Annotated in this window: 9 protein-coding genes, 1 tRNA gene and 1 rRNA gene; 1 reads left to right on the top strand and 10 read right to left on the bottom strand. The window is 69.4% G+C overall.

The window, feature by feature from the left end; all coding sequences use genetic code 11:
• Window positions 1-88 precede the first annotated feature (88 nt).
• The 7 genes from ACFPIH_RS11020 to ACFPIH_RS10990 all read right to left on the bottom strand — a co-directional run bounded on the left by ACFPIH_RS11020 (window position 89) and on the right by ACFPIH_RS10990 (window position 13,460).
• Window positions 89-634: a CinA family protein gene (locus ACFPIH_RS11020; RefSeq protein WP_381185968.1), complete on the bottom strand. Its 546-nt coding sequence runs from the start codon at window positions 632-634 to the stop codon at window positions 89-91.
• A complete protein-coding gene (pgsA, locus tag ACFPIH_RS11015) occupies window positions 631-1,479 on the bottom strand; it encodes a CDP-diacylglycerol--glycerol-3-phosphate 3-phosphatidyltransferase (protein WP_381185965.1) in 849 nt (282 codons plus the stop codon). Before pgsA ends, ACFPIH_RS11020 begins: the two co-directional genes overlap by 4 nt.
• The gene (gene rimO, locus ACFPIH_RS11010; RefSeq protein ID WP_381185963.1) at window positions 1,476-2,954 is read right to left on the bottom strand and encodes a 30S ribosomal protein S12 methylthiotransferase RimO; all 1,479 of its coding nucleotides are present in this window, start codon (window positions 2,952-2,954) and stop codon (window positions 1,476-1,478) included. Before rimO ends, pgsA begins: the two co-directional genes overlap by 4 nt.
• 85 nt (window positions 2,955-3,039) lie before the next feature.
• A complete protein-coding gene (locus ACFPIH_RS11005; protein ID WP_381185960.1) occupies window positions 3,040-3,876 on the bottom strand; it encodes a helix-turn-helix domain-containing protein in 837 nt (278 codons plus the stop codon).
• A 276-nt stretch (window positions 3,877-4,152) separates the two neighbouring features.
• Window positions 4,153-6,876, bottom strand: a complete 2,724-nt coding sequence (locus ACFPIH_RS11000; protein WP_381185958.1) for a DNA translocase FtsK — start codon at window positions 6,874-6,876, stop codon at window positions 4,153-4,155.
• Between the two features lie 189 nt (window positions 6,877-7,065).
• The gene (locus tag ACFPIH_RS10995; protein ID WP_381185955.1) at window positions 7,066-7,752 is read right to left on the bottom strand and encodes a response regulator; all 687 of its coding nucleotides are present in this window, start codon (window positions 7,750-7,752) and stop codon (window positions 7,066-7,068) included.
• A 263-nt stretch (window positions 7,753-8,015) separates the two neighbouring features.
• A complete protein-coding gene (locus ACFPIH_RS10990; RefSeq protein WP_381185953.1) occupies window positions 8,016-13,460 on the bottom strand; it encodes a HAMP domain-containing protein in 5,445 nt (1,814 codons plus the stop codon).
• 380 nt (window positions 13,461-13,840) lie between these two features.
• Between ACFPIH_RS10990 and ACFPIH_RS10985 the strand changes: the two genes are divergently transcribed.
• Entirely contained in the window at window positions 13,841-16,582 is a 2,742-nt protein-coding gene (locus ACFPIH_RS10985) for a SpoIIE family protein phosphatase (RefSeq protein ID WP_381185951.1), read from the top strand.
• Window positions 16,583-16,619: 37 nt separating this feature from the next.
• Here ACFPIH_RS10985 and ACFPIH_RS10980 read toward each other — a convergent pair.
• From ACFPIH_RS10980 to rrf, 3 genes are all read right to left on the bottom strand, one after another.
• Window positions 16,620-16,695 (bottom strand) — tRNA-Thr (locus tag ACFPIH_RS10980).
• A gap of 74 nt (window positions 16,696-16,769) precedes the next feature.
• Window positions 16,770-17,432, bottom strand: coding sequence for a DegT/DnrJ/EryC1/StrS family aminotransferase (locus ACFPIH_RS10975; RefSeq protein WP_381186082.1), 663 nt, complete (start codon window positions 17,430-17,432; stop codon window positions 16,770-16,772).
• 114 nt (window positions 17,433-17,546) lie between these two features.
• Window positions 17,547-17,663: ribosomal RNA gene (gene rrf / locus ACFPIH_RS10970) — 5S ribosomal RNA — on the bottom strand.
• Window positions 17,664-17,819 lie beyond the last annotated feature (156 nt).

The following is a 17,819-nucleotide window of genomic DNA, read 5'->3' as shown; positions in this document are numbered from 1 at the left end:
GCGTAGCCGCATCCTTCACGCCCCACCGTACCGCCTTGCGCTGCGGCCGTGCGGGGAGCGATGTCGTGTTCACTCAGGGCTGCAAACATCAAAACCCCCCGTTCTGTTCCGTATCCTGTGCCCGCTCATTCCCGGTTTGTTCGCCCGCAAGCTCTGTCAGGAGCAGTGCGAGTACGCTCCGTACACTCTCTCTACGAATTTCCGCGCGGTCGCCGTTCAACCTCAGGGCCCTTACTTTTCCGCCAGGGGCGGAACCGGAATCCGGTCGGAACGGACCGTCCACAGCGACGAAGACCGTGCCGACAGGCTGTCCGTCCTGTGGGTCGGGGCCCGCGACACCGGTGGTCGCGATGCCCCAGTCGGCGCCCAGCGCCTTGCGCACTCCAGCCGCCATATCCGCCGCGACCTGCGGATCCACCGCTCCGCGCGCGGACAACAGCTCGGCGTCCACACCCAGCAGGCCCTGCTTCAGGTCGGTCGCGTAGGCCGTGACCGAACCCCGGAAGACCTTGGACGCTCCGGGCACCGATGTGATCTCGGCCGCAACCAGGCCACCCGTCAGCGACTCGGCCACAGCGAGCGTGCCACCCTTCACCGTGAGTAGTCGCACCACGTCGGTGGCGGGGGAATTCACGCTTCCGTCTCCTCCGACGCGGCCTCACGCTCGGCGATTCCCTGCCTGCGCAGCACAATGGCCTGTCTTACATAGTCGAGCCCGGTCACCACGGTCAGGACGACCGCCGCAGCCATCACCCACCACCTCAGAGTGGCCAGCCACCCCGTCAGTGCCAGGACGTACATTCCGACGGCCACGCCCTGGGTGAGCGTCTTGAGCTTGCCGCCCCGGCTCGCAGGAATCACGCCGTACCGGATGACCAGGAAACGCATGAGGGTGATCCCGAGTTCCCGGCCGAGGATCACGATCGTCACCCACCACGGCAGGTCGCCGAGCGAGGAGAGGCAGATCAGCGCCGCTCCCATGATCGCCTTGTCGGCGATGGGGTCGGCGATCTTCCCGAAGTCGGTGACGAGGTCGTACGCGCGTGCGAGGTGACCGTCGAACAGGTCGGTGATCATGGCGATGGCGAAAGCCGCCCAGGCGAGTGACCGCCAGGCCGGGTCGTAGCCGCCGTCGGCCAGCATCAGCGCGACGAAACCGGGCACCAGGATCAGCCGGAGCATGGTCAGCAGATTGGCGATGTTCCAGACGCTCGCCTGGTTGACGGCGGCAGCGGCGATCTTCCCACCGCGCGGCGCCCGCCCGGCGGCCCCCTGCCCGTCGACGGCGGACACATCCGGGACACCGGCACCCGCGCCACCACCAGCACCGGCACCGGCACCGGCACCGGCACCCGTGCCCATACCCGCACCCGCACCGACGCCGTCACCGACGCCGACGCCGTCACCGGCGAGAGTGCTGGCCTCCACCCCCTTCGCCTGCGCGGAGCCGCCCGCAGCCGATGCCGGGACACCCGTCATCTGCCCGCCTCCTCGCTACACCCGAACGAACCCTGCAGGGGCTCGGCCACCAGGTCGACACCTTCCGTACCGACCACCTTCGCCTCGACGATACGGCCGACCGTCAGGCCTTCGCCCGATGTGAGCAGCACCTGGCCGTCCGTCTCCGGCGCCTGATGGGCCCCTCGGCCGTACACACCGGCGTCGTCCGTGGCGTCCAGCGACTCGACCAGCACGTGCACCGTCTCACCCACACGCTCCTCGGCGCGCTGCGAGACGAGCTCCTCGGCGAGCCGGGAGACCCGGGCGAGCCGCTCCGCGACCACGTCCTCGTCCAGCTTGTTGTCGTACGTCGCGGCCTCGGTGCCCTCCTCGTCGGAGTACCCGAAGACACCGATGGCGTCCAGCCGCGCGCCGGTCAGGAAGCGTTCCAGCTCGGCCAGGTCGGCCTCGGACTCGCCGGGGAAGCCCACGATGAAGTTGGAGCGCACGCCCGCCTGGGGCGCCTTGCCGCGGATGGTGTCGAGCAGTTCCAGGAACCGGTCGGTGTCGCCGAAGCGGCGCATCGCGCGCAGCACTCCGGGCGCGGAGTGCTGGAAGGACAGGTCGAAGTAGGGGGCGATCTTGGGGGTGGACGTCAGGACGTCGATGAGACCGGGCCGCATCTCGGCCGGCTGGAGGTAGCTGACGCGCACCCGCTCCAGACCGTCGACCTCCGCGAGCTCGGGCAGCAGGGACTCCAGCAGACGGATGTCGCCGAGGTCCTTGCCGTAGGAGGTGTTGTTCTCGGAGACCAGCATGATCTCCTTGACGCCCTGTTCGGCCAGCCACCGTGTCTCGTTGAGCACGTCGCTCGGGCGACGCGAGATGAAGGAGCCGCGGAAGGACGGGATGGCGCAGAAGGAGCAGCGCCGGTCGCAGCCGGAGGCGAGCTTGACCGAGGCGACCGGTGCGCCGTCGAGCCGCCGACGCAGGGGCGCACGGGGGCCGGAGGCGGGGGCGAGGCCGTCCGGAAGGTCGGTCGGGCCGTGCCCGGGCAGGGCCACCTCGGCGGCCGACTCCTGCCGCTGGGCCGGGCTGATCGGCAGCAGCTTGCGCCGGTCGCGCGGGGTGTGGGAGGCGTGGATGCCGCCGCTCAGGATGGTCTGGAGGCGGTCGGAGATGTCCGCGTAGTCGTCGAAGCCGAGTACGCCGTCGGCCTCCGGGAGGGCCTCGGCGAGTTCCTTGCCGTACCTCTCGGCCATGCAGCCCACCGCCACTACGGCCTGGGTTCTGCCCTGGCCCTTGAGGTCGTTGGCTTCCAGGAGGGCGTCGACGGAGTCCTTCTTGGCGGCCTCGACGAAGCCACAGGTGTTGACGACGGCGACGTCCGCGTCCTCGGCGTCCTCCACGAGTTGCCAGCCGTCCGCCTCCAAACGGCCTGCGAGCTCCTCCGAGTCCACCTCGTTACGGGCGCAGCCAAGGGTGACGAGTGCGACGGTACGGCGTTCAGGCATGGGCTCAAGACTACTTTGTCGCACCGACAACGAACGTCGACGGGGTTGGCGAAGATCGCCAACCCCGCTCGGTGCAAGGAACGGGTCACCCGGCCTGCGGGTCGCCCTTCGTGTACGTCAGTCGCTCCACCGCGCCGGGCTGGAAGTCGTCCTCGATCTTCTTGCCGTTGACGAAGAGGTCGATCGCCCCGGCGTCGCCGAGGACGAGGTTGATCTTCTCGCTGTCCTGGAAGGTCTTGGAGTCGCCCTGCTTGAGGAGGCCGTCGAAGAGCAGCCGGCCGTTGTGGTCCTTGGCGGAGATCCAGCTGCGGCCGTCGGTCGCGCTGACCTGGACGGTCACCTTGTCCTGGGGCGCGGCGGCGATGGCGCTGTCGGAGGGCTCGGGCTTCTCGTCGATGGGCTTGTCGACCTTGGTGGTGGGCGAGGCACTGGGGCTGGCCGCGGGGGTGGTGCCCTCGGCGACCTGCTGCTTGGACCCGCTGTCGCCGCCCTTGAAGGCGGTGAAGCCGACGAATCCGATGACGGCGACGATCGCGGCGACCATCGCCGCGGTCCAGTTCGGCCCTCGCCGCTCGGGCCGGATGCGCTCGGCCTCGAAAAGAGGTGCGGGGGCGGTCGGGGCGGGACGGCCGCCGTGGGTGGCGTCGTACCGCTCGATCAGCGGGGCGGGGTCGAGGTGGACGGCTCTGGCCAGGGTCCGGATGTGCCCGCGCGCGTAGACGTCTCCGCCGCAGGGGGTGAAGTCGTCGGCCTCGATGGCATGGATGATGGCGATACGGACCCGGGTGGCGGTACTGACGTCGTCGACGGTCAGCCCGGCCGTGATGCGCGCCTCGCGCAGGGCACGGCCGATGGAGAAGTTGGCTTCCTCGGACGGGTCTTCGAACGGACGCTCGTCTTCAGGGGAGTTGCCGATGGACACGGGGGCGCCTTTCGAGCGTGTAGCCACCTGTGCTGGAGGTTCAGTCTAGGGGGGGTGCCAAAGGGAGGGGCAACCGGACAGTAGGACTTTGTACGCCATCGGAATGGCCGGACACCCCGATGACAGGCCAGACACGGCTCCGGACTGAAAGCCGCACCTTTCCTCTCGCTCAACTGGACGTACGCCAAAGGGAAACGGTTGCCCTGCGTTTTCTAACGGGTGAGTCACGCTCGCGAACGGGTGAGTCGTTCGCACTCGCCTCCCTCACCAGCACGCCTACCCCGCGGACTCCCCGCGAATCACCGCGAGCACACCATCCAGTTCTTCCGGCTTCACGAGCACGTCCCGCGCCTTGGATCCCTCGCTGGGGCCGACGATGTTCCGCGACTCCATGAGGTCCATCAGCCGGCCGGCCTTGGCGAAGCCGACGCGCAGCTTGCGCTGGAGCATCGAGGTCGACCCGAACTGGGTGGAGACGACCAGCTCGGCCGCCTGGCACAGCAGGTCGAGGTCGTCGCCGATGTCCTCGTCGATCTCCTTCTTCTGCTTGGTGCCGACGGTGACGTCGTCCCGGAAGACCGGCGCCATCTGGTCCTTGCAGTGCTGCACGACGAGCGCGACCTCGGCCTCGGTCACGAACGCGCCCTGCATACGGGTGGGCTTGTTCGCGCCCATCGGCAGGAACAGCCCGTCGCCCTTGCCGATCAGCTTCTCGGCGCCCGACTGGTCCAGGATGACCCGCGAGTCGGCGAGCGAGGAGGTGGCGAACGCGAGCCGCGAGGGCACGTTCGCCTTGATCAGACCGGTCACGACGTCGACCGACGGCCGCTGCGTGGCGAGCACCAGGTGGATACCGGCCGCGCGCGCGAGCTGCGTGATCCGGACGATCGCGTCCTCGACGTCGCGCGGCGCGACCATCATCAGGTCGGCGAGCTCGTCCACGATCACCAGCAGATACGGGTACGGCTGAAGCTCCCGCTCGCTGCCCTCGGGCGGCTTGACCTTGCCGTTCCTTATCGCCTCGTTGAAGTCGTCGATGTGCCGGAAGCCGTACGCCGCGAGGTCGTCGTAGCGCAGGTCCATCTCCCGTACGACCCACTGCAGCGCCTCGGCCGCCCGCTTCGGGTTGGTGATGATCGGCGTGATCAGGTGGGGGATGCCCTCGTAGGCGGTGAGTTCGACGCGCTTGGGGTCGACCAGGACCATCCTCACGTCCTCGGGAGTCGCGCGGACCATGACGGACGTGATCAGGCAGTTGATGCACGACGACTTACCGGAACCGGTGGCTCCGGCCACCAGGATGTGCGGCATCTTCGCCAGGTTGGCCATCACATAGCCGCCCTCGACATCCTTGCCGAGCGCCACCAGCATCGGGTGGTCGTCCTCGGCGGCGTCCGCGAGCCGCAGCACGTCCCCGAGGTTGACCATCTCCCGGTCGGTGTTCGGGATCTCGATGCCGACCGCCGACTTGCCGGGGATGGGGCTGATGATCCGCACATCGGGGCTGGCGACGGCGTACGCGATGTTCTTGGTCAGCGCGGTGATCCGCTCGACCTTGACGGCGGGTCCGAGCTCGACCTCGTAACGGGTGACCGTCGGCCCGCGCGTGAAGCCGGTGACGGCGGCGTCGACCTTGAACTCGGTGAAGACGTTCGTCAGCGAGGCGACGACGGCGTCGTTGGCGGCGCTGCGCGCCTTGCCGGGGCCGCCGCGCTCCAGGAGGTCCAGCGAGGGCAGCGAATAGGTGATGTCACCGGAGAGCTGGAGCTGCTCGGCGCGCGGCGGAAGGTCGCGCATCTCCTCCGGCGGCGCCTTGGTCAGATCGGGGACCGCGCCACCGGTCTTGAGCTTCTCCTGCCTGGGCCGCGCGCCCGGGACCGGCGTCGGGGTGGTCGGCTCGCGGTCGCCCACCCGCACGCCCTGAGTGAGGTCGGCGACGAGCGGCGAGGGCGGCATGCCGTGCAGCACGGCACCGTCGAGGTCGGCCGCGGCAGCCGCGGCGATGTCCACGGCGTCCGGCTGACGGTCCGTCGCGGGCTGCGGCACGGCGGAGCGCCGGGGCCGGCCGCGGCGCTTGGTGAGGGCCTCCTGCTCGGCGCCGTCGGGGTCGTACGACTGCGGGGCGCCGGAGCGCCTGCGGGGGCGCCCGGGCAGCGCCTCACGCCACTGCTCGTCGTAGCGCGCCTCGTCCTCCGGGAACTCCTCGTACTCGTCGGCCGCCGGGTCGTCCAGCACGCCGAGGCGGACCCCGAGCCGACGCAGCCGCTGCGGGATCGCGTTGACCGGGGTGGCCGTGACGACCAGCAGCCCGAAGATCGTGAGCAGCGCGAGCAGCGGTACGGCGAGAACCTCGCCCATGGTGTACGTCAGCGGGGTCGCCGCGCCCCAGCCGATGAGGCCGCCTGCGTCCCTTATCGCCTGCATGCCGTCGCTGCGGGCGGGCGCGCCGCAGGCGATGTGGACCTGGCCGAGCACGCCGATGACGAGCGCGGACAGTCCGATCACGATGCGGCCGTTGGCCTCCGGCTGCTCCGGGTGCCGGACGAAGCGCACGGCGATGACCGCGAGCAGGATCGGCACCAGCAGGTCGAGCCGGCCGAAGGAGCCGGTCACGAGGATCTCGACGAGGTCGCCGACGGGCCCCTTGAGGTCGGCCCAGGTGCCCGCGGCGACGATCAGGGCGATTCCGAACAGCAGCAGGGCGATGCCGTCCTTGCGATGGGCGGGGTCGAGGTTCTTGGCACCGTTCCCTATCCCGCGGAACACGGCGCCGACGGCGTGCGCCAGGCCGAGCCAGAGAGCGCGCACGAGCCGGTAGATGCCCCCGGTGGGACTCGGCGCCGGCTTGGGCGCCGGCGCCGCCTTCTTCGCCGGAGCTCTCTTGGCGGGCGCCTTCTTCGCCGGGGCCTTCTTGGCGGCGGCCTTCTTCGCCGCCGCCTTCGCGGGAGCAGCAGCCTTCTTGGCGGGCTGCTTCTTGGCTGCGGACGGACGTGAGGCCATGGGGGTGAGGTTACCGGGGGAGGCGCCAGGGGACACGCGTGCCCGCTGCTTCACCCGTTCGTGTCGCTCCGACGCGGACACGAAACTGACGCGTCCGCTTGACGGGGCCGGAGAGCCGGCGCATCCGCCCTGTGAGGGCGTGGAACTGACCCACGCTCACGCCCAACCGCCCTCGCCCCCCACCTCGGTTCAGCTCTGCGACGGCAGCGAGGCCGCGCCGTTTCCGGTGCCCGGCTCCAGAGCGTCCAGCGCCCGCCGCAGACCGGTGAGTTTGCGCTCCAGGTGCGCCGCCGTGGCCACCGCCGCCGCGTCCGCCGACTCGTCGTCCAGCTGCTTGGACAGCGCCTCCGCCTGCTCCTCGACGGCCGCGAGCCGTGCGGACAGCTCGGCCAGCAGCCCCGCCGACTCCCTGGCACCGCCGCCCGCCACGGGCTTGCCACCGCCCTCCAACTGCAGTCGCAGCAGCGCCGCCTGCTCCCTCAGCTGACAGTTCTTCATGTACAGCTCGACGAACACGGAGACCTTGGCCCGCAGCACCCACGGGTCGAACGGCTTGGAGATGTAGTCCACCGCGCCGGCCGCGTACCCCCGGAAGGTGTGATGCGGGCCGTGGTTGATCGCGGTGAGGAAGATGATCGGGATGTCCCTGGTGCGCTCCCGCCGCTTGATGTGCGCGGCCGTCTCGAAACCATCCATTCCCGGCATCTGGACGTCCAGCAGAATGACCGCGAAGTCGTCCGTCAGCAGTGCCTTGAGCGCCTCTTCCCCGGACGATGCCCGCACCAGTGTCTGATCGAGCGCCGAGAGGATCGCCTCCAGCGCCAGCAGATTCTCCGGCCGGTCATCGACCAGGAGGATCTTGGCCTTCTGCACCATGGCCCGCCCTCCTCGCCCCGGCAGTGCACCGGGCGCCGCCCCTGGGGACGACTCCTTTGCGCCGCCCTTCCTTGTGCCGGTCATGGTAGCCGCACCCCGACCGTCGCCACACCCTGTCACCGTGATGTCACTGTGCACGTAGCAGGAACGCAGCAGGAGACCAGAAGGTTCCCCGAATCCCGCTCCGCTACACAGAGCCGCACACCCTGAGTCAACAACTCCTCACACCTTCCGCGCGTTCCCGGCACACGAACGGGATTCCGTCACGCGTCCCGCATCCATTGCTGCATCACCGACAGCAGGTGATCGGGGTCGACCGGCTTCGTCACATAGTCGGAGGCACCCGACTCGATCGCCTTCTCCCGGTCGCCCTTCATCGCCTTCGCCGTCAGCGCGATGATCGGCAGCCCGGAGAACTGCGGCATCCTGCGGATCGCCGTGGTGGTCGCGTAGCCGTCCATCTCCGGCATCATGATGTCCATCAGGACGACCGCCACGTCGTCGTGCTGCTCCAGGACCTCGATGCCCTCCCGGCCGTTCTCCGCGTACAGCACGGACAGGCCGTGCTGCTCCAGGACGCTGGTCAGCGCGAACACGTTGCGGATGTCGTCGTCGACGATGAGCACCTTCTCGCCGCCGAACCGGATGCCCACACGCGTGTGCGGCGACGCCCACTGCCCCGGCTCGCCGACCTGCGGCTCGCCGCCCACCGAGCGCCGACGGCGCCGGAAGAGCGCCGCCGCCCCGTTCTGCGTCTCCTGGTACGACTTCACCTCGGCCGGCGTCTGGATCTGCGCCGGGGACAGCTCCGCCAGTTCGGCCGCCCCGTTCTCCGAGGCCACCAGGTCACCGGCCTCCAGCGCGGGCACGATCTGCTGGTAGCCCTGCGGAGGCAGCTCGGTGGGGTGCAGCGGCAGGTACAGCGTGAACGTCGAGCCACGGCTCGGCTCGCTCTGGGCGTAGATCTCACCGCCGAGCAACTGCGCGATCTCCCGCGAGATCGACAGCCCCAGCCCCGTACCGCCGTACTTGCGGCTGGTGGTGCCGTCCGCCTGCTTGAACGCCTCGAAGATCACCCGCATCTTGCTCGCGGCGATCCCGATCCCGGTGTCGGTCACCGAGAACGCGATCAGCGCGGCGTCCGGATCCGTGAGCGAACCGGCCTCCAGCAACTGCTCCTTGATCGCCACCGGTACGTCCGCCCCGGCCGGCCTGATCACCAGCTCGACCGACCCGGAGTCGGTGAACTTCACCGCGTTGGACAACAGGTTGCGCAGCACCTGCAACAGCCGCTGCTCGTCCGTGTGCAGCGTGGCCGGCAGCTCCGGCGAGACCCGTACGGACAGGTCGAGGCCCTTCTCCGCGGTCAGCGGCCGGAAGGTGGCCTCCACGTAGTCGACGAGCTGCACAAGCGCGATACGCGTCGGGGAGACGTCCATCTTGCCCGCCTCGACCTTCGACAGGTCCAGGATGTCGTTGATCAGCTGGAGCAGGTCGGAGCCCGCCCCGTGGATCGTCTCGGCGAACTCGACCTGCTTCGGCGAGAGATTGCCCTCCGCGTTGTCCGCGAGCAGCTTCGCGAGGATCAACAGCGAGTTGAGCGGCGTACGCAACTCGTGCGACATGTTGGCGAGGAACTCGCTCTTGTAGCGCATCGACACCGCGAGTTGCTCGGCACGCTCCTCCAGGACCTGCCGCGCCTCCTCGATCTCGGTGTTCTTCACCTCGATGTCACGGTTCTGCCGGGCCAGCAGCTCGGCCTTCTCCTCCAGTTCGGCGTTGGACGCCTGGAGGGCCTTCTGCCGCTGCTCCAACTCCGCCGAGCGCTCCCGCAGCTGCTCGGTCAGCTCCTGCGACTGCTTCAGCAGCAGCTCGGTCTTGGTGTTGACGGAGATGGTGTTGACGCTCGTGGCGATCATCTCGGCGAGCTGGTTGAGGAAGTCCTTCTGGATCTGGGTGAACTTCGTGAACGACGCCAGCTCGATCACCCCGAGCACCTTGCCCTCGAACAGCACCGGCAGCACGATCACCTGCGCGGGCGGCGCCTCGCCCAGCCCCGAGGAGATCTTCAGATAGCCGCTCGGCGCGTTCTCCACGAGAATCGTCCGCTTCTCCTCGGCGGCCGTCCCCACGAGCGCCTCACCCGGCCGGAACGAGGTCGGCATCGACCCCATCGAGTAGCCGTACGACCCCAGCATCCGCAGCTCGTAAGGGTCGTCCGTGCCGTCCGCCGACGGCATCGCCAGGAAGAACGCGCCGTGCTGGGCGGCCACCAGGGGCGGCAGCTCGCTCATGATCAGCGAGGCCACGTCCTCCAGGTCGCGCCGCCCCTGCATCAGGGCCGACACGCGCGCGAGGTTGCCCTTGAGCCAGTCCTGCTCCTTGTTGGCGATCGTGGTGTCGCGCAGGTTGGCGATCATCTTGTTGATGTAGTCCTGGAGTTCCTGGATCTCCCCGGACGCGTCCACGTCGATCTTCAGGTTCAGGTCGCCGCGGGTCACCGCGGTCGCCACGCGCGCGATGGCACGCACCTGCCGGGTCAGGTTCCCGGCCATCTCGTTCACCGACTCGGTGAGGTCCCGCCAGGTGCCGTCGACGTCACGCACGCGTGCCTGTCCGCCCAGCTGCCCCTCGGTGCCCACCTCGCGGGCCACGCGCGTGACCTCCTCGGCGAAGGACGACAGCTGGTCGACCATCGTGTTGATGGTCGTCTTCAGCTCCAGGATCTCCCCGCGCGCATCGATGTCGATCTTCTTCGTCAGGTCGCCCTTGGCGATGGCCGTCGTGACCATGGCGATGTTGCGCACCTGGCCGGTCAGGTTGGACGCCATGCCGTTCACCGAATCGGTGAGGTCCTTCCAGGTGCCCGCCACCCCCGGCACATGCGCCTGACCGCCCAGGATGCCGTCCGTGCCCACCTCACGGGCCACCTTGGTGACCTGCTCGGCGAACGAACTCAGCGTCTTCACCATCGTGTTGAAGGTGTCGGCGAGCTGCTGTACCTCGCCGCGCGCCTCGATCGTCACCGTCCGCGTCAGGTCGCCGTTGGCGACGGCCGCGGCCACCTGGGAGATGTTGCGCACCTGCATGGTCAGGTTCTTGGCCATCAGGTTGACGTTGTCGGTGAGGTCCTTCCAGATGCCCGTCACGCCCGACGCGTGCGCCTGGCCGCCCAGGATGCCCTCGGTGCCCACCTCGCGGGCCACCCGGGTCACCTGCTCGGCGAACGACGACAGCTGGTCGACCATCGTGTTGACGGTCGTGACGAGCTCGAGAATCTCGCCCTTGGCGTCGACGGTGATCTTCTTCGACAGGTCGCCCTTGGCGACCGCGGTCGTGACCTCCGCGATCTGGCGCACCTGGATGGTCAGGTTGTTCGCCATGAAGTTCACCGACTGCGTGAGGTCCTTCCAGGTGCCGGAGACACCCTGCACCTCGGCCTGCCCGCCGAGCTGCCCCTCCGTACCCACCTCGCGGGCCACGCGCGTGACCTCCTGGGCGAACGACGACAGCTGGTCCACCATCGTGTTCAGGGTGTTCTTCAGCTCCAGGATCTCCCCGCGCGCGTCCACGGTGATCTTCTGGGACAGGTCACCGCGCGCCACCGCCGTGGCGACCTGCGCGATGTTGCGCACCTGGGCGGTGAGGTTGCCCGCCATGCCGTTCACGGAGTCCGTCAGGTCCCGCCAGACACCCGCGACCCCGGGCACCTGCGCCTGCCCGCCCAGCCGGCCCTCGTTGCCCACGTCCCGGGCCACCCGGGTCACCTGGTCGGCGAACGCGGAGAGCTGGTCGACCATCGTGTTGATGGTGTTCTTCAGCTCCAGGATCTCCCCGCGCGCGTCCACGTCGATCTTCTGCGAGAGGTCGCCCCGGGCCACGGCCGTCGTCACCTGAGCGATGTTGCGCACCTGGGAAGTCAGGTTCCCGGCCATGGAGTTCACGGAGTCCGTGAGCTCCTTCCAGGTGCCCGAGACGCCGTCCACGCGCGCCTGCCCGCCCAGCCGCCCCTCGGTGCCCACGTCCCGGGCCATCCGCGTCACCTGGTCGGCGAACGACGACAACTGGTCCACCATCGTGTTCACGGTGTTCTTCAGCTGGAGCATCTCGCCGGAGACGTCCACGGTGACCTTCTGCGACAGGTCGCCGTTGGCCACCGCCGTCGTCACCTGGGCGATGTTCCTCACCTGTCCGGTGAGGTTCCTGAACGCCGTGTTGACGGAGTCCGTCAGATCCTTCCAGGTACCCGCCGCACCCGACACCTGCGCCTGGCCGCCCAGCTCACCCTCGACACCGATCTCCCGCGCCACGCGCGTGACCTCGGCACCGAACGCCGACAGCTGGTCGACCATCCCGTTGACGGTGTTCTTCAGCTCCAGCATCTCGCCGGCCACGTCCACCGTGACCTTCTGCGACAGATCGCCACTGGCCACCGCCGTAGTCACGGCCGCAATGTCCCTCACCTGAGTGGTGAGATTCCGGAACACCGTGTTGACGGAGTCCGTCAGGTCCTTCCACGTACCCGCCGCACCAGGCACGTTCGCCTGGCCGCCCAACTGCCCCGCGGCCCCCACCTCGTTGGCCACGCGCGTGACCTCGTCCGCGAAGATCCGCAGCGTCTCGGTCATCTGGTTGATCGTCTCGGCGAGCTGCGCGACCTCACCGCGCGCCGGCACCGTCACCTTCCGCGACAGGTCACCGTTGGCGACCGCCGTCATCACCTCGGACACCCCGCGCACCTGGGCCGTCAGATTGCCGGCCATGGTGTTCACCGAATCGGTGAGTTCCTTCCACACCCCGTCGACACCCGAGACCTGCGCCTGGCCGCCCAGCATGCCGTCGGTGCCCACCTCGCGGGCGACGCGCGTGACCTCGGACGAGAACGCGGAGAGCTGGTCCACCATCGTGTTGACGGTGTTCTTCAGCTCCAGCATCTCGCCTTCGACGTGAACCGTCACCTTTCGGGACAGATCACCCTTGGCCACCGCCGTCGTCACCAACGCGATGTCCCGCACCTGCGCCGTCAGCCGGTACGCCATCGTGTTGACGGACTCGGTGAGGTCCTTCCATGAACCGGACATACCGCGCACCTGGGCCTGCCCGCCCAGCTTGCCCTCGGTGCCCACCTCGCTGGCCACGCGCGTGACCTCGTCGGTGAACGTCGACAACTGGTCGACCAGGTTGTTGACCGTCCGCCCGACCTTCAGGAACTCCCCGCGCAGCGGATGCCCGGTCCCCTCCGGGGTGTGCGTCCTGAGCTCCATCCGCGGCGACAGATCGCCCTCGGCCACCGCCGACAGCACCCGCCCGACCTCGGACACCGGCCGTACGAGGTCGTCGACCAGCGCGTTCGAGTTGTCGATGGCCGTCGCCCACGACCCCTCGCAGGCACCCGTCTCAAGACGCTCGGTGAGCTTGCCCTCACGCCCGACCATGCGACGTACGCGCGAAAGCTCACCCGTAAGGTGGAGATTCCGGTCGGCCACCTCGTTGAAGACGGCCGCGATCTCCGACATCACGCCGTCGCCGGACACGGTGAGCCGCTTGCGGAAGTTCCCGTCCCGCATCGATCCCAGGGCCCCGAGCAGCCGGTTCAAGGCCGCCGTGTCCACTGCCGTGGTCCCACCGCGAGGGGTGCGCCGACTGCTCAGGGACCTGCCGCTCTTCACGCGCGCCTCAGTTCCCCGCGTCGCTGCGCCAGACTCCACTTGTCCCTCCCGGAGGGGTCGACCGTTACCGCTGTACTGGGTGTTACTGCTCGACGAACCGCTCGCTGACGGCTTCCGCCCGATGTAACCAGGCGGATCCCGGGGCTGCTGCCCGCTGTACGCAGAAGACACCCAGTCTGCCCGGACCTTCACAACAAGCTTGCCCAGTGTTTCACCCTCGCCGAACCCGGCCATAACAGTTCGGCAGCTTCGCACATCGTCCGCACACTCTCGGAGCTCTCGGGGCGGAACACAGCTGACCGGCATCCGCAGGGACGGGGAAGGAAAGTAACCTTGCATGCGGCTGTCCAGCCGCGCCGGTCCGTCCGGCCTGGGCGGTGGCACGAGGCACGAGCGGGCATCGGAGGGGCGGCCGCACAATGACCACCGGACTGATCCCGGGGGGACAGCCCCCGGACCCCCGGCCATCGGGCATGCGCCCACCGCACCAGCGGCGTGACCAGGACGGCCTGGCATCCCCGCATGTCGACAACCGGCCGAGGAGTTCTGTGATCACCGCGCGCGCGGCTGCCACCTTCGAGCCCGCCGGGCGATCCGTCGCGACCGCCCGCTCGTTCGTCCGCGACACGCTGCAGGGCTGGGGCTTCGCCGACATCGTCGATGACGCCGTGGTCCTCACCAGCGAGCTGGTGACCAACGCGGTCGTCCACGCGGGCACCCACGCCGACCTCCTGTGCCTGCGTTCCGAGGACGGGGTACGGATCGAGGTGGCCGACCGGTATCCGGAGCGCGAGATCCCCCTCCAGGGCCCCCTCTCCAGCATGGGCAGCCCCGACCGCGAGGGCGGCCGGGGCCTCCAGCTGTGCGCGGCCATCGCGGGCCGCTGGGGCGTCGAGTACACGCCCACCCACAAACAGGTCTGGTTCCAGCTCGACCTCCCCGACCGCCCGGTGGGCACCCGCGCCGCCGGCCCGTCCCTGCCCGCCGACCTCCTCCCGCTCGCCGACAGCCGGGTACGCGTCGCGGTCGTCCAGATCGACCGCACGGGCGCCATCTCGGCATGGAACGAGGACGCCGAGGAACTCTTCGGCTACCCGGCCGACCAGGTGACCGGCAAGCCCCTCACCGACCTCGCCGCCTGGCCGCACACCCCCGGCACCGGCACCGGCATCGCCGAGGCCCTCCAGCTCTCCCGCTGGGAGGGCAGTTACGGCATCCGCGGCTCCTCCGGCCGGGTCACCCCGGTGTACGCCTCCCACCTCCGCGTCCGCGACACCAACGGCGAGCCCTCCACCGTCTGCCTCCTGGTCCGCGACCACGAACGCGCCGTCCTGCAGACCCCGTTGCGCGTCCCCGCCTCCGACACGACGACCGGCTCCGACGGCCAGAGCAACGACCCCTTCGAGGTCTTCATCGGCTCCCCCGCCCCGGACGACCTCGACGGCCTCCTGCAGCGCACGGTGGAGCGCGCCCGCGACATGCTCGACGGCGACTCCGCCTTCCTCCTCCTGGCAACGGACGACGAGACCGAACTGGAGGTCCGCGCCTCCACGGGCCTGCCCTCCGCCCGCCAGCGCTTCGCGCGCGTGCCCGTCGAAGCGGGACCCGGCCGCTACGGCTCGGCCCGTATGCCGGCCGTCCACGAGGACCTCGCGGCGGTCCCCGGCGCCGTCCCCCTCCTCAACGGCACCGGCATGCGCTCGGTGGTGACCGTCCCGCTCAAGGTCGAGGGCCGCCTGACGGGCTCCCTCGGCGTCGCCGCGGAGGCCGCCGCCCGCTACTCCAACGAGGAGGCCCTGCGCCTCCAGTTCGCCGCCGACCGCATCGCACTGGCCGTCGAATCGGCCCGCCTGGGCGAGCTGGAGCGTCTGCGCAGAGGCTCGCTCAGCTTCCTCGTCGAAGCCTCCGACCTCCTGGCCGGCACGCTGGACCGCGACCAGACCCTGGCCCTGATGGCCCAGATGACGGTCCCGACGCTCGCCACCTGGTGCGCGGTCTACACCATCGCCGACCAGGCCTCCGACCCGTACTTGTCGTACGTCCTCCACGAGGACGAGGAACTGATCGACGGCATCAAGTCGTTGCTCTCCAAAATCGCCCCACCGGACCCGGTACCCACCCCCGGCGCCCGCGTCTGGGCGGCGCCCGGCGAGGCCGCCCACGAGGCGGCGCTGCGCAGCTCGATGCGCAGCCTCGGCCTGACCGGCGGCCCCACCCACCAGGTCTCCTCCGGCATCGGCCCCACGCTCGCCACGGCCTCCGCGGTCGGCGGCGAGACGGTCGTCCTCCCCCTGGTGGCCCGCAACCGCGTCATCGGCATGCTGACCCTCGGCAAGCCCACCGACGAACACTTCCGCCAGGAGATCCTGGAACTGGCCGAGGACTTGTCCCGCCGGGCCGCGCTCGCCCTGGACAACGCCCGCCTCTACTCCGAGCGCACGGCCATCAGCCAGTCCCTCCAGCGCAGCCTCCTGCCCCCGGAACTCCCCGTGATCGACGGCGTCGAGGTCGAGGTCATCTACCGCGCGGCCGGCGAGGGCAACGAGGTCGGTGGCGACTTCTACGACCTCTTCCCGATCAGCGACGGCGCCTACGGCTTCGCCATCGGCGACGTCTGCGGCACCGGCCCGCACGCGGCAGCGGTGACGGGCCTCGCCCGCCACGCCCTCAGGCTGCTGGCCAGGGAGGGCCTCAGCGGCCCGGCGGTCCTGGAGCGCCTCAACTCGGCCATCCTCGACGAGGGCGCCCGCAGCCGCTTCCTGACCCTCCTCTACGGCGAGATGCGCCCCCAGGCGGACGGCAGCGCGGAACTGAAGGTGGTCTGCGCCGGCCACCCCCTCCCCCTGCGTCTCCGCCAGGACGGCACGGTCGAACCCGCGGCCGAACCCCAGCCCCTCCTGGGCGTCATGGAGGACCTGGAGCTCTACGAGCAGGCGATCACCCTCGACCCGGGTGACGTCCTCCTCTGTGTCACGGACGGGGTCACCGAGCGCCGCGAGGGCACGCGCATGCTGGGCGACGACGGTCTCGCCGATGTCCTGACGACCTGCACGGGTCTCACGGCCGGCGCGGTGGCCGCCCGCATCATGCGCGCGGTCGAACGCTTCGCCTCGGACGCCCCGTCCGACGACATGGCGATCCTGGCGATGCGACTGGCATGAGAAAGGCCCCCGCCCGAAAGGGCGGAGGCCTTTTGTATGGAGCCCCCAAACGGAATCGAACCGTTGACCTTCTCCTTACCATGGAGACGCTCTACCGACTGAGCTATAGGGGCCAGTTGCTTTCGGGGTTTCCCCCGCAGCAACACAATAGATCATACCCCGAACGAGCCCGTGCTCCCAAACTCATTCAGAAGGCGGGCTGAAGCAGCCCGCCGAGGGCATTGCAGGCCGCAACCACGCGCTGCATGTCCCGCTTCGTGAGCGAGGCGTCCACCGGCAGCGCCAACGTTTCATCGGCCGCGAGTTCGGTTTCCGGCAACGACACACAGCGCCGGAACTCGGGCAGCCGGTGCGTCGGAGTCTTCACCGGAACCCGGCAGTCAACTCCCCGCCCCCGCAAGGCCCGGGCGAAGGCATCCCGGTCGGGCCGCCCGTTCCCCGGGACTCGCACGACGTACTGCTGGTAGGAGTGCCCGTCACCGCCATCCGGCGTCCGCACCCCGCGCAGCCGGGCATCAAGATAGGCCGCCCGCTCCCGCCGCCGCGCGATCTCGTCGTACGGCGCCTCGGACTCGCCCTGCTCCAGCACCAGCAGCCCGTGCCGCTGCCCCACCCCGTGCAACCGCGGCACATCCGCCGGCCGCCCGAAGCGGTGTACGACAACCACGGCCGCGGTACGCGCAGTTACGGCCGCTTCGACAGCTGACGCGTCCAGGCAGTACGTCACCGGATCCACGTCGGCGAACACCGGCAGCGCACCCGCGAGGGTGACCGCTTCGGCGACCTCGGCGTTCCCGAAGGCCGGCACGATGACCTCGTCACCGATCCCGACGCCTGCGGCCCTGAGCATTGCAGCAGTACCCATGTCGTGGATGCTGCGGTCGCAACGTGAACTTCAAGTAACGGCAAACAAAAAAGGGCTGGACCCGGAAACAAAGTTCCGGGCCCAGCCTTCTGAATGATTGTTCGGCGGTGTCCTACTCTCCCACAGGGTCCCCCCTGCAGTACCATCGGCGCTGTAAGGCTTAGCTTCCGGGTTCGGAATGTAACCGGGCGTTTCCCTCACGCTATGACCACCGAAACACTATGAAGTTACGACCGGAAAAAGACACAGTCGTTGCCTCAGAACTAACACAGTGGACGCGAGCAACTGAGGACAAGCCCTCGGCCTATTAGTACCGGTCACCTCCACCCATTACTGGGCTTCCAGATCCGGCCTATCAACCCAGTCGTCTAC

Source organism: Streptomyces vulcanius (assembly GCF_042653945.1).
In the GTDB taxonomy this organism is placed as follows: Bacteria; Actinomycetota; Actinomycetes; order Streptomycetales; family Streptomycetaceae; genus Streptomyces; species Streptomyces mangrovi.
This window is presented reverse-complemented; position numbering and strand designations above follow the sequence as displayed.